The organism is Brevibacterium sp. K72 (assembly GCF_050562175.1).
In the GTDB taxonomy this organism is placed as follows: Bacteria; Actinomycetota; Actinomycetes; order Actinomycetales; family Brevibacteriaceae; genus Brevibacterium; species Brevibacterium casei.
This window is the reverse complement of the sequence record NZ_CP191582.1, coordinates 3,288,243-3,309,965: the sequence shown is the minus strand read 5'-3', so window position 1 is coordinate 3,309,965 and position 21,723 is coordinate 3,288,243. Positions and strand designations below refer to the sequence as shown.

The 21,723-nt window shown below is 69.8% G+C and carries 20 protein-coding genes; all 20 read left to right on the top strand.

Features of this window, described 5'->3' with window-relative positions:
* The first annotated feature begins 6 nt into the window (after positions 1-6).
* Positions 7-1,257 carry a putative cytokinetic ring protein SteA gene (gene steA, locus ACQ1RG_RS14920; protein ID WP_259788131.1) on the top strand — a complete coding sequence of 417 codons (1,251 nt, stop codon included), beginning with the start codon at positions 7-9 and terminating at the stop codon, positions 1,255-1,257.
* The gene (locus ACQ1RG_RS14915; RefSeq protein ID WP_119297006.1) at positions 1,254-2,204 is read left to right on the top strand and encodes a copper transporter; all 951 of its coding nucleotides are present in this window, start codon (positions 1,254-1,256) and stop codon (positions 2,202-2,204) included. Before steA ends, ACQ1RG_RS14915 begins: the two co-directional genes overlap by 4 nt.
* Before the next feature lies 1 nt (position 2,205).
* Positions 2,206-3,078, top strand: coding sequence for a hypothetical protein (locus tag ACQ1RG_RS14910; RefSeq protein WP_119297007.1), 873 nt, complete (start codon positions 2,206-2,208; stop codon positions 3,076-3,078).
* On the top strand, positions 3,075-4,859 hold the full coding sequence (gene murJ / locus ACQ1RG_RS14905) for a murein biosynthesis integral membrane protein MurJ (protein ID WP_119297008.1): 1,785 nt from the start codon (positions 3,075-3,077) through the stop codon (positions 4,857-4,859). The genes ACQ1RG_RS14910 and murJ overlap by 4 nt, the downstream gene beginning before the upstream one ends.
* A complete protein-coding gene (locus tag ACQ1RG_RS14900) occupies positions 4,856-6,058 on the top strand; it encodes a glycosyltransferase (protein ID WP_197931841.1) in 1,203 nt (400 codons plus the stop codon). The genes murJ and ACQ1RG_RS14900 overlap by 4 nt, the downstream gene beginning before the upstream one ends.
* Before the next feature lie 149 nt (positions 6,059-6,207).
* Positions 6,208-7,356, top strand: a complete 1,149-nt coding sequence (locus ACQ1RG_RS14895; protein WP_119297010.1) for a glycosyltransferase — start codon at positions 6,208-6,210, stop codon at positions 7,354-7,356.
* Positions 7,353-9,032: a CTP synthase gene (locus ACQ1RG_RS14890; RefSeq protein WP_063248817.1), complete on the top strand. Its 1,680-nt coding sequence runs from the start codon at positions 7,353-7,355 to the stop codon at positions 9,030-9,032. Before ACQ1RG_RS14895 ends, ACQ1RG_RS14890 begins: the two co-directional genes overlap by 4 nt.
* Positions 9,033-9,039: 7 nt before the next feature.
* Complete coding sequence (locus ACQ1RG_RS14885) at positions 9,040-9,702, top strand: NUDIX domain-containing protein (RefSeq protein ID WP_119297011.1); 663 nt, start codon at positions 9,040-9,042, stop codon at positions 9,700-9,702.
* Positions 9,703-9,708: 6 nt separating this feature from the next.
* The gene (gene xerD, locus ACQ1RG_RS14880; RefSeq protein ID WP_063248819.1) at positions 9,709-10,656 is read left to right on the top strand and encodes a site-specific tyrosine recombinase XerD; all 948 of its coding nucleotides are present in this window, start codon (positions 9,709-9,711) and stop codon (positions 10,654-10,656) included.
* Between the two features lie 40 nt (positions 10,657-10,696).
* Positions 10,697-11,566 carry a ParA family protein gene (locus tag ACQ1RG_RS14875; protein WP_063248820.1) on the top strand — a complete coding sequence of 290 codons (870 nt, stop codon included), beginning with the start codon at positions 10,697-10,699 and terminating at the stop codon, positions 11,564-11,566.
* Positions 11,567-11,616: 50 nt separating this feature from the next.
* Positions 11,617-12,522, top strand: coding sequence for a segregation and condensation protein A (locus ACQ1RG_RS14870; RefSeq protein ID WP_259788124.1), 906 nt, complete (start codon positions 11,617-11,619; stop codon positions 12,520-12,522).
* Positions 12,519-13,151 (top strand): SMC-Scp complex subunit ScpB, encoded by a 633-nt coding sequence (scpB, locus tag ACQ1RG_RS14865; RefSeq protein ID WP_063248821.1) that lies wholly within the window; start codon positions 12,519-12,521, stop codon positions 13,149-13,151. Before ACQ1RG_RS14870 ends, scpB begins: the two co-directional genes overlap by 4 nt.
* Before the next feature lie 18 nt (positions 13,152-13,169).
* A complete protein-coding gene (locus ACQ1RG_RS14860) occupies positions 13,170-14,015 on the top strand; it encodes a pseudouridine synthase (RefSeq protein WP_040342229.1) in 846 nt (281 codons plus the stop codon).
* Complete coding sequence (locus ACQ1RG_RS14855; protein ID WP_430600198.1) at positions 14,012-15,178, top strand: prephenate dehydrogenase; 1,167 nt, start codon at positions 14,012-14,014, stop codon at positions 15,176-15,178. Before ACQ1RG_RS14860 ends, ACQ1RG_RS14855 begins: the two co-directional genes overlap by 4 nt.
* On the top strand, positions 15,175-15,834 hold the full coding sequence (gene cmk / locus ACQ1RG_RS14850; RefSeq protein WP_009379994.1) for a (d)CMP kinase: 660 nt from the start codon (positions 15,175-15,177) through the stop codon (positions 15,832-15,834). Before ACQ1RG_RS14855 ends, cmk begins: the two co-directional genes overlap by 4 nt.
* Positions 15,831-17,342 carry a ribosome biogenesis GTPase Der gene (gene der, locus ACQ1RG_RS14845; RefSeq protein WP_430600197.1) on the top strand — a complete coding sequence of 504 codons (1,512 nt, stop codon included), beginning with the start codon at positions 15,831-15,833 and terminating at the stop codon, positions 17,340-17,342. Before cmk ends, der begins: the two co-directional genes overlap by 4 nt.
* On the top strand, positions 17,343-18,434 hold the full coding sequence (locus ACQ1RG_RS14840; protein ID WP_009379992.1) for an AI-2E family transporter: 1,092 nt from the start codon (positions 17,343-17,345) through the stop codon (positions 18,432-18,434).
* Between the two features lie 315 nt (positions 18,435-18,749).
* On the top strand, positions 18,750-19,376 hold the full coding sequence (locus tag ACQ1RG_RS14835) for an L-threonylcarbamoyladenylate synthase (RefSeq protein ID WP_009379991.1): 627 nt from the start codon (positions 18,750-18,752) through the stop codon (positions 19,374-19,376).
* Between the two features lie 259 nt (positions 19,377-19,635).
* The gene (locus tag ACQ1RG_RS14830; protein WP_119297015.1) at positions 19,636-20,379 is read left to right on the top strand and encodes an SDR family oxidoreductase; all 744 of its coding nucleotides are present in this window, start codon (positions 19,636-19,638) and stop codon (positions 20,377-20,379) included.
* A gap of 89 nt (positions 20,380-20,468) precedes the next feature.
* Positions 20,469-21,668: an acetyl-CoA C-acyltransferase gene (locus ACQ1RG_RS14825; protein ID WP_119297016.1), complete on the top strand. Its 1,200-nt coding sequence runs from the start codon at positions 20,469-20,471 to the stop codon at positions 21,666-21,668.
* Positions 21,669-21,723 lie beyond the last annotated feature (55 nt).

The window sequence follows — 21,723 nt, the reverse complement described above, 5'->3', positions numbered from 1 at the left end:
CGAACCATGAAAGCGCGCAGACTACGGGAGAACCCCCCTGTCCCGACCCGGTCCGATGCGGCCCCGGCCAAGCTCGACCGACGGACGAAGGACCTCACGAAGCGCTTGGCCGCCGGTGACATCGCGATCATCAAGCACTCCGACATCGACCGCGTCTCCGCCGAGGCGCTCGTCGCGTGCCGCCCCGTCGCCGTGATCAACGCGGACAAGTCGATCTCCGGCCGGTACCCGAACCTCGGCCCCGGCATCATCGTCGACGCCGGAATCCCGCTCATCGACGCGACCGGACCTGAGATCTTCGACACGGTGAGCGAAGGCGACGAGATCAGCATCGACGGCAGCATCGTCTACCGGAACGGCACCGAGGTGGCTTCGGGCGTCTTCCAGACCCCGGAGACCATCGCCGAGGACATGAACGAGGCCGAGGCAGGAATGAACTCCGTGCTCGTCGACTTCGTCGACAACACGATCGAGTACATCCGCAAGGACTCCGACCTGCTCTCGGCCGAACTCGTCGTCCCCGAGGTGCGGACCGACTTCGCCGGCCGGCACGCCCTCATCGTCGTCCGCGGCTACCACTACAAAGAGGACCTCGCGATCCTCGCCTCCTACATCCGCGAGTACCGGCCGCTGCTCATCGGCGTCGACGGCGGCGCCGATGCGATCCTCGAAGCCGGCTACAAGCCGGACATGATCGTCGGCGACATGGACTCCGTGTCCGACTCCGCGCTCACCTCGGGCGCGGAGATCGTCGTCCACGCCTACCGCGACGGACACGCGCCGGGCACGGAGAGGGTCAAGGCCCTCGGCGGCGACTGCGTCGCCTTCGCCGCCTCGGGCACGAGCGAGGACATCGCGATGCTCCTTGCCGACGACAAGGGCGCCGACCTCATCGTCGCCGTCGGCACCCATGACACGCTCATGGAGTTCCTCGACAAGGGACGCAAGGGCATGGCCTCGACGTTCCTCACCCGTCTGCGGGTGGGGTCGAAGCTCATCGACGCCAAGGGCGTCTCCCTGCTCTACCGGCAGCGGATCTCCAGCCTGCAGCTCGCGGTGCTCATCATCGCCGGACTCGTCGCGCTCGGCGTCGCCATGGCGGCGACCGCCGCCGGGCAGACGTTCCTCGGACTCATCGGAGCCCAGCTCGACGGCGTCTTCGGCTGGATCGGCTCCCTGTTCGGCGGGGATCCCGCCGCGACCTCAGAATCCGCCGGCACGATCTGGGCCGGACTCGACTCAAGGACTCTCTCGTGATCGACTTCCGCTACCACCTCGTCTCCCTCGTCTCGGTGTTCCTCGCCCTGGCCGTCGGCATCGTCCTCGGCGCCGGCCCCCTCAAGGAGCCGATCGGCGAGTCCCTGCAGAGCCAGGTCGACGCCCTGCGCGCCGACCGCGACGACCTGCGCACGAAGCTCGACGCCGCCAACGGCAACATCGAGAAGCAGAACGAGTTCGTCACCGCCGCGGCCCCCGAGCTCATCGGCGACACCCTCAAGGATGCGACGGTCACCGTCATCTCCGCCCCCGAGGCCGACCCCCAGCAGGTCGAGGAGGTGACGAACCGGATCAAGGAGGCCGGCGGAACGATCGCCAGCGACGTCTCCTTCGTCGACGATGCGCTCAGCGTCAGCGGCGCCGGAGAGTTCATGACCACCCTGCGCGGACTCGTCCCCGCCCTGCCCGCCGATGATGCGACCGCGCTGCGCGCAGCCCTCGTCATCGCGCTCACCGGCAAGGCCTCGATGCTCGCCGAGGGCAAGGACCGCGACGACGCCGAGGCGAAGGCCGAGGAGATCTTCAACGCGTTCGTCGACGCCGGGCGCCTGCGCACGGACACCGACCACAAGACGACGGACCTCTTCGTCATCATCGACGACGAGAACTCCCAGCTCGCCGAGGAGACCGAACCGAGCCCTGAGGCCACCGGCGACATGGCCTCCCGCGACGCCGTCACCGAGTTCGTCAACGCGCTCACCAACGAGGCGACGTCCGTCGTCGTCGCCGGCGACGCCGCCTCGGCGGCCAACGGCCTCGTCTCCGTGCTCCGCACCGGGAAGTCCCGGGCTTCGACCGTCGACGGCCTCGGCCTCGGCGCCGGGGCGATCATCACGGTCTGCGCGATCGCCGCCGGCCGAGCCGGCACCCACGGCCACTTCGGCTTCGCCTCGGACGCCGAATCGATCCTGCCCGGAAGGGAATGACATGATCCGAACCCTCGTCAGCTCCGCCGTCGCCGGTCTCGTCGGATACGGCGTGACGAAGGCCGTGCTGAACTCCCCGCTGCGTCGCCATGAGCGCGCGGTGCGGACGAACCATGCCGGACGCGACGTCTCCCTCGTCGAGGGCCCGGCCGTGACCGCAGGACTGCTCGCCGGCAGCGCCCTCATCGAAGATCCGCGGCAGCGGGCGGCCACCCTGCTCGCGACCTCGGTCTCCGGCGTCCTCGGCGCCGTCGACGACTTCCTCGAGTCCGGGTCGTCGAAGGGCCTGCGCGGTCACCTCAGCGCCCTCGCCCACGGACAGGTCACCACCGGGGCGATCAAGGTCACCGGCATCCCCGTCGCCGCGATCATCGCCGCCGCGATCCTCGGCCCCGACAACCGTCGCCACCACGGACTCCTCGACGCCTTCCGCCCCGCTGAGACGGCACCGTGGTGGAAGGCGAGCATCGACACCGTCGTCGCCGGCGGGGTCATCGCCGGCACCGCGAACCTCTTCAACCTCCTCGACCTTCGCCCCGGACGCGCACTCAAGGCCGGTCTCCTCGTCCTCGGCCTCATGCCGCATCAGCGGCAGCTCACCTGGGTGCCGACCGCCGTCGTCACCGGCACGAGCCTCGCCGCGTGGCCCGACGACCTCGACGGGTCCGTCATGCTCGGCGACACCGGAGCCAACGCCCTCGGGGCTGCCATCGGCACGACCGTGGCGGCGAACACGAGCGCCGGAACGCGCGCGGTCCTCCTCGCCGTCCTCGCCGGCCTCACCCTGGCCTCGGAGAAGGTCTCGTTCACATCCGTCATCGAATCCACCCCCGGACTGCGTGAGATCGACGCCTTCGGGCGCACGGTGAAGTGAACCGGCTCCTCCGGGTCTTCGCCTCCGCGGCGCTGCTCGTCTCGATCATCACCCTGATCACCCGGCTCGTCGGGTTCCTCCGGTGGCTCGTCTTCTCCAGCACGGTCGGGGCCGGCACCGTCGGCACCGCCTACCAGAGTGCCAACCAGGTGCCGAACATCCTCTTCGAGGTCGTCGCCGGAGGCGCACTGGCGGGAGCGGTCATCCCCCTGCTCGCGATCCCGCTCGCCCGCGCCGACCGGGACACGGCCGGGCGGATCACCTCGGCGCTGCTCACCTGGGCGGTGTCCGTGACGCTGCCCCTGACGATCGTCCTCGCCGTCTTCGCCGAGCCGATCGCGACCCTCCTCGTCGACTCCGCCGGGGACGAACAGGTCGCCACCGCCTCCTTCCTCCTCATGTTCTCCCCGCAGCTCGTCCTCTACGGCATCGGCGCCGTCCTCACCGGCGTCCTCCAGGCGCACCGGAAGTTCCTCTGGCCGGCGTTCGCCCCGCTGCTCTCGAGCCTCGTCGTCATCGGCTCCTACATCACCTACCGCGGTGTCGGCGGCACCGACGCGACATGGGAGACCCACATCGGATGGCTCGGCTGGGGCACGACCGCCGGTGTCGCCGCCCTCGCCCTGCCGCTGGCCCTGCCGATGCGCTCGACCGGGCTGCGCATCCGCCCCACGTGGTCGTTCCCACCCGGCGTCGCCCACCGGGCGCTGCGCCTCGCCGGGGCCGGCATGGCCGCACTGCTCGCCCAGCAGGGAGCCGTGCTCGTCACCCTCGTCCTCTCCAACCGTTCGGGCGGCACCGGCACGTTCGTCCTCTTCAACTACATCAACGCCGTCTACCTCCTGCCCTACGCGGTCCTCGCGATCCCCGTCGTCACCGTGATGTTCCCGACCCTGTCGACGTGGGTGGGCCGGACGAAGGACGACGACGCCGAGGCGGCCGACCGTGAGGCGGCGGGAGTGCGGCTGCGCGCGATGACGGCGACGACCTCGGCGGTCATCGTCACCATCGGACTGCTCGGCACCGTCATCCTCTTCAGCGCCGCCGGACCGCTGGAATCGTTCTTCACCTCGATCGATGCCGTCGGCGGTCGTGACGCCGCCCCGTTCTCGGCGATGCGCACCGCGATCATGGTCATGGCCCTGGCCGTGCCCGGCTGGTCGTTCATCGCGTGGGGCTCACGGATCTTCTACGCCCTCGAACGCTCCCGCCACGCGGCGGCGGCGACGACGACCGGGTGGATCCTCGTCATCGTCGGCATGGTCGCGGCGATCGCCCTCACCGAGGCGAACGGCAGCCCCGAGCGCACGCTCGTGGCCATCTGCGCGGGCTATGTGCTCGGGATGAGCGCCGCGGCGGCCGCGCTCCTCGTCTCAATCCGCCGGGTCCTCGGCTCGGACGCACTGCGCGGCATCCTTCGCCGCGGCCTCCACTCGCTCCTCGCCGCAGCGCTCGGATCCGCCGCAGGCGCGCTGGCCGCCTGGTGGCTCGCGGGTCTCATCGGCACCGCCGCCGTCCCCTCGGTCATCGTCGGCATCCTCGCAGCCCTCGTCGGCTGCCTCGTCTTCGCCGGCATCCTCGTCCTCGACCGCGGCTACGTCGCCGAGGTGCGCGGCATGCTCGCCTCCCGCCGACAGACCCAGGGACCCGCCGACCCCACCGTGCCCACCGCCCCGGAGCCGGGTCCCGACCACGACGGTCCGGGCATCCCACCCTCGACCCCCGGTGCCGCACCCCAGCGACCCGGCCCCGCACCGCAGAACGAGGAGGAGAGACCATGAGGATCGTCTACGTCATCGGCACGTCGACCGGCGGAGTCGGCACGCACGTGCGGGCACTCGCCCGCGACGTCGCCGCCGCCGGCCACGAGGTCGGCGTCATCGGCCCGGCCCAGACCGACGAGCACTTCGGGTTCTCCGCCCTCCCCGGGGTCCGCTTCGCCGCCCTCGATGTCGGCACCGGCGTCGATCTGCGCGACACCGTCCTCGTCGCCCGGCTGCGACGCATTCTGCGCGGCTTCGGCCCTGACATCGTCCATGCCCACGGCTTCCGCGCCGGACTCATCGCCCATCTCGCGACCCGTCTGCTGCGCCCGCGGCCGACCTTCATCGAAAGCCTCCACAACCAGGCTTCGGGCACCGGCATCCGCGGGAGCGTCGAGACCGGCATCGAACGGCTGCTTGCTCGCGGGGCCGATCTCACGCTGGCCGCGAGCACCGACCTCGTCGTCCGCGCCCACGACCTCGGTGCCCGCGACGCCCGCTTCTCTCCGGCAGCGGCCCCCGCGATCCGGGAGGTCGGCGCCGCCGAGGCCCGCGCGACGAGGGCGGCGCTTGCCGCCGAGTACGACTTCAGCGAGGACGCCGTCATCGTGCTCGCCGTCGGCCGCGTCGCCCCGCAGAAGAACTACGGCATGCTCGTCCGTGCCCTGGGCCGCCTCGGTCACCCGGACGCACCGACCGACACAGCCGACCCGGCCGACGCCGCCGCACCGGCCGATGCCGCCGACGCACGCGAGATCGTCGTCCTCGTCGCTGGGGCCGCCGATGAGGCGGTGCTCGCCGAGGTCCGCGCGCAGTATGCAGAGGCCGCGACCGCTTCGGCGCTTCCGGCCCTCCATTTCCTCGGAGCCCGCGACGACGTCGCCGCACTCCTGGCCGCCGCGGACGTCTACGTCCTCACGAGCGTCTGGGAGGCCCGGGCCCTCGTCCTCCAGGAAGCGCTGATGACCGGGCAGGCGATCGTCGCCACGGCCACCGGGGGCACCCCGGAGCTCGTCGGGGACTCAGGCGTCCTCATCGACTCCGACGACGACGAGTCGCTCGCCGACGCGATCGGCACGCTCGCTGAGAACCCCGCGCTGCGTGCCGAGCTCGGGGAGCGGGCCAGGGCCCGAGGACGGGAGCTGCCCGACGAAGGCGACGTCGCCGCCGAGCTGCTCGCCGTCTACGCGGAGACCCAGCCGTCACCGCGGGACTGAACTCCCGCCTCGGAGAACCGGGGTCCGCACGACCCCGACGACCCCGGCGACGACCAGGGCGGACACCGTGCCGAACACGGCCCCGGCCGCTGCCGAAGAGGCCGGGGGAGACCGGTAGGCTAGAGACACACGACTGAGAGGGATGAGGAATGACCGAGACCGCCGAGATCCAGCCGCTGAGCACCGACGCACGGATCCTTCACGTGCTCGCCGACACGACGGACCCCGTCGCCGAGGTGGCCAAGCTCGCCGTCATCGGTCACCTCCGGGCCGGTCACCAGGTCGGTCTCGCCGCCCACCGGTCGATCCTCGACCGCCTCGACGTCCCCGAGGACCTCATCGGGAACTACCGCGAGATCGAGCTCAGCGCCAAGCGCCGGCTCTCACCCTCGGATCCCGCCTCGGCCTTCACGCTCCACAAGATCTACCCCCACGTCGACATCGTCCACGGCCACGGACTCCACGCCGCGACGCTGACCGGCCTCGGCTTCACCGGCCTGCCCGCCCGCCTGAGCCCGACCGCGGTCGCCACCGTCGAGAACTTCGCCCCCGCCGACGTCATCGAGAAGACCGGTGCGGAGATCGTCGCCCGCACCGCCCGCGGAGTGCTCGGCACGACCGAACCCGTCGTCGAATGGTTCGCAGGCTCCGTTCCGCTCGTCGAACGCGCCGAACTCGTCACCCCCGACATCGACACCGACCTCACCGTCACCGCCTCCCGGGCGCAGGTGCGCCGTGAACTCGGCATCGGGGACGGCACGTGGATGGTCGCGAGCCCGATCGCCCTGAAGGACCACACGGCCCTGGCCACCGTCCTCGACGCCGCCGACCAGATCAACAGGCGCCGGCCCGACCGCAAGGTCGTCTTCGTCCTCACCGGCACCGGCCGCGACCGCCGCACCATCGCCTCCGCCTTCGCCGACCGCGGCGTCATCGTCGCCCCTGCCGGTGACCTCGTCGACGTCGCCGCCGCCTCCGACGTCGTCATCGCCAGCGAGCAGATGACCGGACTCAGCCACGAGGACCTCATGCAGCTGGCCAAGCCGACCGTCTTCATCGGCGCCGAACGCCGCGCCGGCATCTGGGGGGAGGCCGCCGACATCGTCCCCGCCGACGACACCGACGCGCTGCTGCGTGAGATCAATCATCTCCTCGACGATCCGGCAGCCCGCGGTGCGCAGGCGATCGCCGCGAAGAAGCGGGTCATCGACGTCGACAACCCCGGTGAGATCGCCGCGAGCCTCCTCGGTCTCTACGCCGAGGTCGAGGCCCTGTCGAAGTCGGCAAGCCGGGTTTGATAGAATCAAATTCCGTGGTGAATCGAATCGGGGCTCACGAGCCGAACACAGTCAAGCACATCTTCGTTACAGGCGGCGTCGCCTCCTCTCTCGGCAAGGGTCTCACGGCATCGAGCCTCGGACACCTGCTCACCCAGCGCGGCATCAAGGTCGCGATGCAGAAGCTCGATCCCTACCTCAATGTGGATCCGGGCACGATGAATCCGTTCCAGCACGGTGAGGTCTTCGTCACCGAGGACGGTGCGGAGACCGATCTCGACATCGGCCATTACGAGCGCTTCCTCGACATCGACCTCGACGGGGCGGCCAACGTCACCACTGGTCAGGTCTACTCCTCGGTCATCGCCAAGGAGCGCCGCGGGGCCTACCTCGGCGACACCGTCCAGGTCATCCCGCACATCACCGACGAGATCAAGGCCCGGATGCGGGCGCAGGCTGAGCGTCCCGCCGAGGACCGTCCCGATGTCATCATCACGGAGATCGGCGGCACCGTCGGCGACATCGAGTCGCAGCCGTTCCTCGAGGCGGCCCGCCAGGTCCGCCATGACGTCGGCCGCGACAACGTCTTCTTCATCCACGTCTCCCTCGTGCCCTACCTCGGACCCTCGGGAGAGCTCAAGACGAAGCCGACCCAGCACTCGGTGGCCGCACTGCGCTCGATCGGCATCCAGCCGGACTCGATCGTGCTCCGCTCCGATCGGGAGCTGCCCGATTCGATCCGCGGCAAGATCGCCTCCTCGTGCGACGTCGACATGGAAGCGGTCGTCTCGTGCGTCGATGCGCCGAGCATCTACGACATCCCCAAGGTCCTCCACGACGGCGGCCTCGACGTCTACGTCATCCGCCGCCTCAACCTGCCCTTCCGCGACGTCGACTGGACGAAGTGGGACTGGGTGCTCGAGCGCGTGCACCAGCCCGCCCACGAGGTGACCATCGGGGTCGTCGGCAAGTACATCGACCTGCCCGACGCCTACCTCTCCGTCACCGAGGCGCTGCGCCACGGTGGTTTCGCCAACGACGCCAAGGTGCGCATCGAATGGATCCAGTCCGATGTCTGCGAGTCCGATGCGGACGCCGCCGAGGCGCTGGCAGGTCTCGACGCGATCTGCATTCCCGGCGGCTTCGGCATCCGCGGCATCGAAGGCAAGGTCGGAGCGCTGAGGTTCGCCCGCGAGAACGGCATCCCGACGCTGGGCCTGTGCCTCGGCCTGCAGTGCATGGTCATCGAGTACGCCCGCCACAAGGCCGGCATCGAGGGCGCCTCGTCCTCCGAGTTCGACCCCGACACGAAGTTCCCGGTCGTCGCGACGATGGCCGAGCAGATGTCGATCGTCGACGGTGAGGGCGATCTCGGCGGCACGATGCGCCTGGGCACGTACCGGGCGAAGCTCGACGAGGGCAGCGTCGTCGCCGAGGCCTACGGGTCGACGGACATCAGCGAACGCCACCGTCACCGCTACGAGGTCAACAACGCCTACCGCGACGACCTCGCCGAGGCGGGGCTCGTCTTCTCCGGCACCTCGCCCAACGGCGAGCTCGTCGAGTTCGTCGAACTCCCGCGCAGCGAACACCCGTACTACGTCTCCACCCAGGCCCACCCCGAGCTCAAGTCGCGCCCGACGAAGCCCCACCCGCTCTTCGCGGGCCTCGTCGCCGCGGCACTCGAGCGCCAGTGAGCCGACCGTGAGCGATCTGCACGACGTCCCGTTCACCCCGGAGATCACTGCCTCCGACGAGGTGTATCGGGGCGCCGTGTGGACGATCCGGCGGGAGACCTTCGACCTGCCCGAGGCGACCGGACTCGTCCGCGACCTCATGGCCCACACCGGGGCCGTGGCGGTGGCCTGCCTCAACGAGGCAGGCGAGATCCTCCTCGTCCAGCAGTACCGCCACCCCGTCCGCGCCCGCCTGTGGGAGGTTCCGGCCGGACTCCTCGACATCCCCGGTGAGGATCCGCTCACCGCTGCGAAGCGCGAACTCGCCGAGGAGGCCGACCTCACCGCTGCCCGCTGGGAGGTCCTCTCCGACTCCGCGCTCTCACCGGGCGGCAGCAGCGAGACGATCCGGCTCTACCTCGCCCGTGACCTCGCCGAGGTGCCCGCTGCCGACCAGCATGCCCGCAGCGACGAGGAGGCCGGGTTCGTCTACCGGTGGGTGAGCGTGCCCGAGGCCCTCGACGCGATCGCCGCGGGGCGGATCACCAACTCCGTCGCCCAGCTCGCGGTCCTCCAGGTGAGCAACGTCCTTGCCGCCGAGGCGGCCGGCCGACCCGTGCGCACCCGTCTTGTCGATGCGCCCCGGCTCCTCGTCGACCGCCGCGACGCAGCCGACGATACGGACGCCTGAGACCCCATGGCCCGTCACGGCGCCGAACTCCTTCCCGACCTTCCCGCCGAGATCGCCCGCGCGATCGGCTCGTACCTCTCGGCTCTGCGCTTCGAACGCGGACTCTCGCTCAACTCCATCGACGCCTACGCCCGTGACCTCGGCAGGTACGGGACCTGGCTGGCCGAGGCCGGGATCGACCGCCTCGGCGGGGTGACCCGGGCCCACGTCGAGGACTTCGCGCTCCACCTCCAGGACTCAGGGCTCGCCCCGCGGACCCGGGCCCGCGCCCTCGTCGCGGTGCGCCGGTTCCATGCCTTCGCCCTCGCCGACGGTCTCACCGACACCGATCCCGCCTCCGAGGTCAGCCCGCCCAGGGAGGGGCTGCGGCTGCCGAAGGCGCTCTCGCTCTCCGCAATCGAGGCGATGCTCGCGACGACGGCGGGGGAGGAGCCGGCCCAGATCCGGGCGGCGGCCCTCCTCGAACTCCTCTACGCGACCGGGGCCCGGATCTCCGAGGCCGTCGGCGCCGACCTCGACGACCTCGACCTCGAGACCCGGCTCGTGCGGCTCTACGGCAAAGGCGGCAAGGAGCGGATCGTCCCGTTCGGCTCCCATGCGGCCGTCGCCCTCGGGGCGTGGGTGACCCGGGTGCGCCCGACGATGGCCGAGAAGGCGAGGTCCGGGACTCCGGCAGGCGCCCTGTTCCTCAACGCGCGGGGCACGCGGATGTCGCGGCAGACGGCGTGGAAGATCGTCGGACGCGCCGGCAGCCTCGCCGGACTCGAGACGGAAGTCTCCCCGCACACGTTCCGCCACTCGTTCGCCACGCACCTCCTCGAGGGCGGGGCGGACATCCGCGTCGTCCAGGAGCTGCTCGGCCACGCCTCGGTGACGACGACGCAGATCTACACGAAGGTGTCGGAGGAAACATTGCGCGAGGTCTACGCCACCTCGCACCCCAGGGCGCGGTAGGGTTGGTTCCAGCACGCAACGAAAGGTGGCCGACCGAGTGATGAATCCGCAGCAGGCGTTGGATCTCCCCACAGCGACGACCCCGACGGCGGGAGCCGAGGACTTCGCCGAACCCGCATCCCTGGATTCGCACGGGCCCGCCCGGATCATCGCCATGGTCAACCAGAAGGGCGGGGTGGGGAAGACGACGTCGTCGATCAACCTCGGCGCCTCCCTGGCCGCGTACGGACGCAAGATGCTCCTCGTCGACTTCGACCCGCAGGGTGCCCTGTCCGTGGGGCTCGGCATCAACCCGTACGACCTCGACATCAGCGTCTACAACCTGCTCATGAACCCGCGCCTCGACCCGCACGAGGTCATCGTCGAAACCGACTTCGAGAACATCGACGTCCTGCCGGCGAACATCGACCTCTCCGCCGCCGAGGTCCAGCTCGTCGGCGAGGTCGCTCGCGAACAGGTCCTCTCCCGGGCGCTCGCCAAGGTCGCCGGCGAATACGACGTCATCCTCATCGACTGCCAGCCCTCGCTCGGCCTGCTCACCGTCAACGCGCTCACCGCCTCCCACGGCGTGATCATCCCGCTCGAGACCGAGTTCTTCGCCCTGCGCGGCGTCGCCCTCCTCGTCGAGACGATCGAGAAGGTCCAGGACCGGCTCAACCCCTCGCTCGAGATCGACGGGATCCTCGCGACGATGTTCGACTCGCGGACCCTGCACTCGAAAGAGGTGATGACCAGGGTCTCCGAGGCCTTCGACGACAAGGTCTTCGACACCGTCATCAACCGCACCGTGAAGTTCCCGGACGCCTCCGTCGCCGCCGAGCCGATCACCTCGTTCGCGCCCAAGCACCCCGGCTCCGAGGCCTACCGGCGCCTGGCCCGGGAGCTCATCGCCCGCGGAGGCGCACCCTGAGCGAGACCGCCGTCGAGACCGTCGCCGACGACGATGCCGTCGCCGACGACGTGCATGGGTTCCAGGTCGAGCTGGAGAACTTCTCCGGCCCCTTCGATCTGCTCCTCGGCCTCATCTCGAAGCGTCGCCTCGACATCACGGAGATCGCGCTCGCCGAGGTGACCGACGAGTTCATCGCGTACACGACGCAACTGTCGGAGAAGGACGGGGGCAGCGGGTCCAACCTCGCCGAGATCTCCGAGTTCCTCCTCGTCGCCGCCACCCTCCTCGACCTCAAGACTGCGCGCCTGCTCCCGCACGAGGAGGGGGAGGAGGAACTCGACCTCGAACTCCTCGAAGCCCGCGACCTCCTCTTCGCCCGCCTGCTTCAGTACAAGGCGTACAAGGCCGTGAGCGGCTTCCTCTCCGAGGCGATGACCGCAGGCTCCATCCGCGTCCCCCGCTCGGTCGGCCTCGAGGAGGAGTTCCAAGACGTCCTGCCCCCGCTCGAGCTGAGCATCGGCCCAGGTGAGCTCGCTTCCCTCTTCGCGACCGTCCTCCAACGCGACCACACCCCGCCGACGGTCGCCGTCGACCACATCCACCTCCCTCTCGTCAGTGTCTCCGAACAGCGCGGACTCATCCTCGGACTGCTGCGCTCGGGCGACGTCGAGTTCCAGGACCTCCTCGACACCTCCGAGAACACGCTCGTCGTCGTCGCCCGGTTCTTGGCCCTCCTCGAACTCTTCAAGGTCGGCCTCTGCGACTTCGACCAGGCCGAACCGCTCGGCCCGCTCGTCATCACGCGGACCGAGACCCCCGAGGACGGCGTCGACCTGCGCACCGAAGGCGCGTGGAGCGCCGAGGAGGACGGGGACGGTGCTGAGGCCGGCACCGCCTCGGCGGGAGAGACGGACGACGGCGCCACCTCGGCGGGGGAGACGGACGGGGACGATACGACGGAAGGCCAGGCATGATCGACGATGAGATCCTCTCCGGCATCGAAGCCGTGCTCATGGTCAGCGACTCCGCGGTGTCCGCCGAGGAGTTCGCGACGGCCCTCGGCATCGACGAGGACACCGTGACCGAGGCGATCGCGGAACTGGCCCGTGACTACGACGGTGCCCCTGCCGGCCCCGACGGGCAGGGCGCCAGGCGGCAGCGGGGCTTCGAGATCCGCGCGGTCGCCGGCGGCTTCCGCCTTCACTCCCGCGGGGACTACCACGACGTCGTCAAGGACTTCCTCACCGCCGGGCAGAGCGCGAAGCTCTCCCAGGCAGCGCTCGAGACGCTCGCCGTCATCGCCTACCGACAGCCGATCTCCCGGCCCCGCATCGCCGCGATCCGCGGGGTGAGCGTCGACGGCGTCATCCGCACCCTGCTCCTGCGGGGTCTCATCGTCGAAGCGGGGAAGGAGGCGACGACCTCGGCGCTGCTCTATGCGACGACCCACCAGTTCCTCGACGCCCTCGGCATGGTCAGCCTCGACGAGCTGCCCGACATCGCCCCGTACCTGCCCGAGGACGCCGACCTCGAGGAGTTCGGGGCCGACGAGACCGAGGTCCTCGCCACAGTCGAGGACGGAATGTCACCAGAGGACGATTGATTTGAGACAATGGTCCCCATGAGTCCCTACCGCGATCCCAGGGCGCCCGGCGGGCGCAGCAACCGTCCGAGCCGAAAGCAGCGTGCGAGCGCGAAGAAGGCCCCCACCGGCACGGGAGAGACCTCGGACGCCCACGTCAGCGGGGGAGTGCGCCTGCAGAAGGTCCTCGCCGAGGCGGGGCTGGGGTCCCGTCGCGCGTGCGAGCAGCTCATCCTCGACGGACGGGTCGAGGTCGACGGGAACATCGTCACCGAGCTCGGCACCCGCATCGATCCGGAGACCCAGGCGGTCTACGTCGACACCCTGCGGATCTCGACGAGCCCGCAGAAGGTCTACCTCGCGCTCAACAAGCCCGCCGGGGTCGTCTCGACGATGAAGGACCCCGAGGGGCGCAAGAACCTCAGCGACTACGTCGGCAACCGCGCCGAGCGGATCTTCCACGTCGGACGCCTCGACACCGACACCGAGGGCCTCATCCTGCTCACCAACGACGGGGAGCTGTCCAACCGCCTCGCCCATCCCCGCTACGAGATCCCCAAGACCTACCTCGCGCAGGTCAAGGGGCAGATCGCCAAGGATGCGAGCGCCCGGCTCAAGGCCGGCATCGAACTCGACGACGGGATCGTCACGGTCGACGAGTTCAAGCTCGTCGACTCGACGCCTGGCCGCTCCGTCGTCGAACTCACCCTCCACTCGGGCCGCAACCGGGTCGTGCGCCGTCTCCTCGCGGCGATCGGCAACCCCGTCGAACGCCTCGTGCGCACCCAGTTCGGACCGATCTCGCTCGCCGAGCAGCGGCAGGGCAAGATCCGACCCCTGCGCTCGGATGAGATCGGCGAGCTCTTCGAGGCCGTCGACCTGTGAGAGTCCACATCATCGGCACCGGGCTGCTCGGTGCGAGCCTCGGCCTCGCCCTGTCCGGGCGCGGACACACGGTCACCCTCGAGGACACCTCGCCGACCGCCCAGCAGCTCGCCTCCGACCTCGGCGCCGGTGAACCGGTGGCCCCGGCCGTGCCCGTGCCGGGAACGGCCGTGCCGGGAACGGCGGGGGACTCACCCGGGGCGACCACCTCGGCGGGGGAGGGCATCGACCCGGACATCGTCGTCGTCGCCACCCCGCCCGACGTCGCAGCCCACGTCATCGCCGCAGCACTTCGGGACTACCCGCGGGCGACGGTGACCGATGTCGCGAGCATCAAGACCCGCCTGCTCGAGACCGTGCGCGGTCTCGTCACCGCCGACCAGCTCGACCGCTACATCGGCTGCCATCCGATGGCCGGACGGGAGAAGTCCGGGGCGATCTCCGCCCGCCCCGACCTCTTCACCGCCCGACCGTGGGTGATCTGCTCCGACGACGACACGCCGGCCTCCCGGCTGCGGGAGGTCGTCGAGATGGCCGAGGCCACCGGCGCCTCGGTCACCCACCTCGACCCGCGCATCCACGACGCCGCGGTCGCGAAGGTCTCCCACGTCCCGCAGGTCGTCTCCTCCCTCGTCGCCTCCCAGCTGCGCCACGCCCCGCTCGACGAGGTGGCGCTCGCCGGGCAGGGACTGCGCGACGTCACCCGCGTCGCCGCCTCCGACCCCGGACTGTGGACACAGATCCTCTCCGGCAACGCCGAGGAGGTCCGGACGGTGCTGCTCGCCCTGCGCGGGGAGCTCGACTCCCTCATCGAGGCGCTCAGCCTCGGACCCGGGTCGACCGGGGCGATCGCCAGGGCCATCGCCCACGGCAACGAGGGACACGACCGGATCCCCGGCAAGCACGGACAGGCCCCGACCGCATATGCTGTCGTCACGGTCCTCATCCCCGACACCCCGGGGACCCTGGCCTCCCTGTTCAAGGACATCGGGGACCTCGGCATCAACGTCGAGGACTTCCGGATGGACCATGCCCCGGGGCGCCGGCTCGGCATCGTCGACGTCTCCGTGATGCCCGCGAACGCGAACGAACTCGAGACCGGACTGCAAGCACTGGGATGGCGGATCCCCGAATCCGCCATCGAGAAGGAAGGAACCACATGAGCGTCGTCGCCATCGACGGACCCAGCGGGGTCGGCAAGTCGAGCACTGCGAAGGAGGTCGCCCGCCGCCTCGGCTTCGCCTACCTCGACACGGGTGCGATGTACCGCGCGATGGCGTGGCTGGCGCTCAGCCGCGGGGTCACCGACCCTGTCGACGTCCTCGAGCAGGTCCGCGGTGCCGACCTCGAGATCTCCACCGACCCCGACGACTTCGCGGTGTCCGTCGACGGCATCGACGTCGCCGAGGAGATCCGCAGCGCCGAGGTCTCCGAGAACGTCCAGACCGTCTCCGCGGTCCCCGACGCCCGTACCGAGCTCATCGAACGGCAGCGGGAGATCATCGCCGCAGCGTCCCCCGGCATCGTCGTCGAAGGCCGTGACATCACGACCGTCGTCGCCCCCGACGCCGAGGTCCGCATCCTCATGACCGCCCGCGACGACGTCCGCGTGGCCCGCCGGGCCAAGGAGGTCCACGGCAGTGCCGACGCCGAGGCGGTCGCCGCCACCGCGTCGCTCGTCACCGGCCGTGACGCCAAGGACTCGGCCACGACGAGCTTCCTCACCGCCGCCGAGGGCGTGTACACCCTCGACACGAGCGATCTCGACTTCGAGCAGGTCGTGGGGACCGTGCTCGACCTGGTGAAGGACGCAGAATGACCGACGAGGAATTCCACGAGACCCCCGATGAGGCGCTCGCCGAGCGTCTCGAGCGGATCAGCGACGAAGAGGCCGAGCAGCGGGCGACCGCGCTCGAGGCCGGACTCGAGAGCTATGAGCTCGAGGACGAGGACCGGGCGCTGCTCGACTCCCTCGGCTTCGAGATCGAGGACGAGGAGGCGATCGGCGCCAACCCGGTGCTCGCGATCGTCGGCCGCCCCAACGTCGGCAAGTCGACGCTCGTCAACCGCATCCTCGGCCGCCGTGAGGCCGTCGTCGAGGACGTCCCCGGTGTCACCCGCGACCGCGTGAACTACCAGGCGGAGTGGAACGGCAAGGACTTCACCCTCGTCGACACCGGCGGCTGGGATTCCGACTCGAAGGGCATGGCCTCGCGGATCGCGATCCAGTCCGAGGTCGCCGTCGACATGGCCGACGCCGTCGTCCTCGTCGTCGATGCCACGACCGGACCGACCGCGACCGACGAGATGGTCGTGAAGATGCTGCGGAAGAAGAAGAAGCCGGTCATCCTCGCCGCGAACAAGGTCGACGACGAACGCGGCGAGCTCATGGCTGCCGAACTCTGGGGCCTCGGCCTCGGCCAGCCGTGGTCGGTCTCGGCCCTCCACGGTCGCGGCGTCGCCGACCTCCTCGACGAGGCGGTCTCCGTCCTCCCCGAGGTCTCCGCCGTCGACACCCGCATCGAGGAGGGTGGTCCGCGTCGGGTCGCCCTCGTCGGGCGTCCCAACGTCGGCAAGTCCTCCCTGCTCAACAAGCTCGTCGGGTCCGAACGCGTGCTCGTCGACAACGTCGCCGGCACCACCCGCGACCCCGTCGACGAGCTCATCGAACTCGGCGGCAGGCAGTGGCGCTTCGTCGACACCGCGGGCATCCGCCGCCGTGCCCACCAGGCCAGCGGTGCGGACTTCTATGCGGCCCTGCGCACGCAGACCGCGCTCGAGCGCGCCGAGGTCGCCGTCGTCCTCCTCGAAGCCCAGGAACCGCTGAGCGAGCAGGACGTGCGGATCGTCACCACCGCCGCCGAGGCGGGACGGGCCATCGTGCTCGCGTTCAACAAGTGGGACCTCCTCGACGAGGAGCGCCGCTACTACCTCGAACGCGAGATCGAACGCGACCTCGCCCACGTCGCATGGGCCCCGCGGGTCAACATCTCCGCGAAGACCGGCCGACACGCCGAGAAGCTCGTACCGGCGATGGAGACCGCGCTGGAGAACTGGGACAAGCGGATCCCGACCGGACGCCTCAACGCGTTCCTTGGCGAACTCGTCGCAGCGAACCCGCACCCGGTGCGCGGAGGCAAGCAGCCGCGCATCCTCTTCGGCACTCAGGTGCAGTCGCGCCCACCGAAATTCGTCCTCTTCACCACAGGATTCCTTGAACCGGGGTATCGTCGTTTCATCATCAGACGACTCCGCGAGACGTTCGGCTTCGAAGGGACGCCGATCGAGGTCTCGATGCGGATCAGGGAGAAGAGACGAGGTCGGTAGTTGAGCGCAGGCACTGAGCCCCAGGCAGTCACTCCGTGGCACGCCAGGCCGCCGGCGAGAGCACTCGTTGTCGTCCTCACGATCGCCGGGCTCGCCTACGCCCTGACGTTCTTCCGCGGGCTCCAGGAGATCGTCGCTCCGGTCTTCCTCGCGCTCAACTTCTACATCGTCGTCTACCCGCTCCAGCGCTGGCTGACGAGGCATCGCGTGCCGGGGGCGCTCGGCGCGTGCGTCTCCGTCGTCCTCGTCCTCGTCATGCTCTTCGGGTTCTTCGGGCTCACCGCGTGGGCGATCGCCGAGCTCGTCATGCTCATCCCCAGCTACGGCAACCAGCTTGTGGCGACCTATCACAGCCTCATGTCGATGCTCGGGGAGCTCGGCGTGACCTCGAACGTCCTCGAAGCGCAACTGCGGCAGTTCAACGTCCGTTCGATCTTCGACGCTGTCAGCCCGCTGCTCACCAACGTCTCGCTCGGGGCGGGTCTGCTCACGACGGTGATCATGGCGGTCTTCTTCGTCGCCATGGACTCGATGGGCATGTCGTCGCGGATGGGGATGCTCAAGGACGCCAAGCCTGCGCTCGCGCAGTCGCTGGGCGGGTTCGCGTCCGGTGTGCGCCGCTACTGGGTGGTCGCGACGATCTTCGGCCTCATCGTCGCGATCCTCGACGTCGTGGCACTGGCGATCATCGACGTCCCGCTTGTGTGGGTGTGGGGTGTGCTCGCGTTCCTCACGAACTACATCCCCAACATCGGCTTCGTCATCGGGCTCATCCCACCCGCCCTGCTCGCCCTCGTCGACAGCGGGTGGCAGTCGGCCGTGTGGGTGATCGTCGCCTACAGCGTGCTCAACTTCGTCATCCAGGCGATCATCCAGCCGAAGTTCACCGGCGAGTCGGTCGGGGTGACCCCGCTCGTCTCCTTCCTCTCCCTGCTCTTCTGGGTGTGGGTCCTCGGATGGCTGGGCGCCCTCCTCGCACTGCCCGCGACCCTGCTTCTCAAGGCCCTCCTCGTCGACGCCGACCCGAAGGCCCGGTGGGTGAACATCCTCATCGCCTCCGACCCGCGCACCGCCCACACCCCCGTCCACTGACCCCGACCACCTCGGCGACGCACCGTCGATCCACGCAGAGCCGGGCGGACCGCCTCGGCGAGGGTCCGCGGCCGCCGGCACGCCGCGACGGCACGGGCACGCACTCTGGTCGGCCACCTCGGCGAAATTCTGTCGATCAACGCAGAGCCGGGTTTCCGCGTCGCGGGCGGCGCGGATTTCGGGCCCCACGTGGATCGGCGATGCGGCGGATCGTGGGAGCGTCGATTTCCCTGCTTGGCGTGGTTCGGCACGGAACCGGATCGCGGGTGCCGGCTGCTCGTTCCCAACGGAGCGCACCCGTGATTACCATGGACTATGGCGACACTACTGAAGATCCATCCCGAGAACCCCCAGCCCCGACTCATCACGAAGGCCGCCGAGGTGCTCCGTGACGGCGGACTCATCGCCTATCCCACCGACTCGTGCTACGCGCTCGGCTGTGCGCTCGAGAACAAGGCGGGCATCGAGCGGATCACGCGCATCCGCCACCTCGATTCCAAGCACCATTTCACGCTCATGTGCCACGACTTCGCGCAGCTCGGACAGTTCGTCATCGTCGACAACTCGGACTTCCGCGCGATCAAGTCGATGACACCCGGCCCGTACACGTTCATCATGAAGGCGACGAAGGAGGTGCCGCGCCGGATGATGCACCCGAAGAAGCACTCGGTCGGCGCGCGCATCCCGCAGAACACGACCGCTCTCGCCCTCGTCGAGGCGATGGGGGAGCCGATCCTCTCCTCGACGCTCCTCCTGCCCGGAGACGAGGACCCGCTCACCGAGGCCGACGACGTCATGGACCAGATCGGCCACGACGTCGACGTCGTCATCGAGTCCGGGACGCCGGGCGTCGTGCCGACCTCGGTCATCGACTTCACCGGCAGGTACCCGGAGGTCGCGCGCGTCGGCGCCGGCGACGTCTCCCGCTTCGACGAGGAGTAGGCGGCCCCCTCCGCTTCGACCCGCGGCCTTGCTCCGCTTCGACGCGGTGATCCGACAAAAACGCGGTCTGCAGACCGCGTTTTTGTCGGATCACCGCGTTGGTGGCGTGCCGGGCGTTGGATCACCGCGTTGGTGAAGGCGCGTTCTCGCCCAGTGAGCAATCATTCGTTCAGGAGCGATTCTCGGCTAGAGTGAGACCTGACCGCAGTGAGACGGGAGTCACGCTGCGTCGCACACCACCTACCCCGGAGGATCACGCATGGCACGCACAGCAATCGTCACCGGAGGCGGACGCGGCATCGGCGCCGCGATCGCGACCAGGCTCGCCGCCGACGGCCTCAGGGTCGCCGTCCTCGACATGGGACCGACCGAGGACACCGTCTCGGCGATCACCGCAGCCGGGGGAGAGGCGATCGGACTGAACGCCGACGTCTCCGACGAGGACTCCGTCACCGCCGCCGTCGCCGAGGTGGCCGATCGTCTCGGACCGCCCACCGTCCTCATCAACAACGCCGGCATCCTCCGCGACAACCTCCTGTTCAAGATGACCTACGAGGAGTTCGAGAAGGTCCTCTCCGTCCACCTCGGCGGGGCGTTCCTCATGGCCAAGGCCGTGCAGGAGCACATGGTGGCCGAGAAGTTCGGGCGCATCGTCTCGATGTCATCGACCTCGGCGCTCGGCAACCGCGGGCAGACGAACTACTCGGCGGCGAAGGCCGGGATCCAGGGGATGACCAAGACGTGGGCGATCGAGCTCGGCAAGTTCGGAGTCACCGCCAACGCGATCGCCCCGGGCTTCATCGAGACCGACATGACGAAGTCGACGGCCGAACGCGTCGGCGTCGACTTCGAGGACTTCAAGAAGGCCGCGATCAGCCAGATCCCCGTCGGTCGCGCAGGAAATCCCGAGGACATCGCCAACACCGCCTCATTCCTCGTCTCCGAGGGCGCAGGCTTCGTCTCCGGCCAGGTCATCTACGTCGCCGGCGGACCCAAGGACTGACCCGCCCGCGCCGCGCCGCCCGCGCCGCGCCATCCGCGCCACCGCCCCACCGCCCCACCCCACCGCACTGCTTTCGAAGGAGCCACACCATGGTCGATGCCGTCATCGTCTCCACCGCCAGGACCCCGATCGGGCGGGCCTACCGAGGGGCGTTCAACGACACCCAGGCCCAGGAGCTCGCCGGTCACGCGATCGCCCACGCCGTCGAACGCGCCGGTGTCGAAGGCGCCGAGGTCGATGACGTCATCATCGGCTCCGCCCTCCAGCAGGGCAGCCAGTCGACGAACATCGGCCGTCAGGCGGGTCTGCGGGCGGGACTGCCCGTCTCGGTCGCCGGCATGTCCGTCGACCGCCAGTGCGCCTCGGGCCTCATGGCGATCGCCACCGCGGCGAAGCAGATCATCGTCGACGGGCAGAAGATCGCTGTCGGCGGCGGCGTCGAATCCGTCTCCCTCGTCCAGAACGAGCACATGAACACCTACCGGGCGAAGGACCCGTGGCTCGAGGAGAACGTTCCCGGGATCTACTACCCGATGCTCGCGACCGCTGAGGTCGTCGCCGAACGCTACGGGGTCAGCCGCGAGGACCAGGACGCCTACTCCCTCGAATCGCAGAAGCGCACCGCCGCCGCGCAGGAGGCAGGCCGCTTCGACGACGAGATCGTCCCTCTGACCTCGACGAAGGTCGTTCTCGACAAGGAGACCGGGGAGACGTCCACGCAGGAGGTCACGCTCACCAAGGACGAGGGCAACCGCCCCGAGACGACGCTCGAGGGGCTCGCGAAGCTCACACCCGTCCTCGAGCCGGGGGTCGCCTCGAAGGAGCCGAGCATCACCGCGGGCAACGCCTCCCAGCTCTCCGACGGTGCCTCGGCCTCCGTCCTCATGTCCGACACCGAGGCGTCCCGGCGGGGACTGACCCCGCTCGGGATCTACCGGGGCATGGCCGTCGCCGGAGTCGCCCCCGACGAGATGGGCATCGGCCCCGTCTTCGCCGTCCCCAAGCTCCTCGACGCCCACGGGCTGAAGATCGACGACATCGGTCTGTGGGAGCTCAACGAGGCCTTCGCCGTCCAGGCGCTCTACTGCCGGGACAGGCTCGGCATCGACCCCGATCGCTACAACGTCGACGGCGGCGGCATCTCGGTCGGCCACCCCTACGGGATGACCGGGGCCCGCCTCGTCGGCCATGCCCTTATCGAAGGCAAGCGCCGAGGCGTCAAGTACGTCGTCGTGACGATGTGCATCGGCGGCGGGCAGGGAGCCGCGGGACTCTTCGAAGTCGCCTGACGCCTGCCCCTCCGCCGAGGCGCGCGCTGCGCCCGAGGCTAGGGCGCGCGCCTCG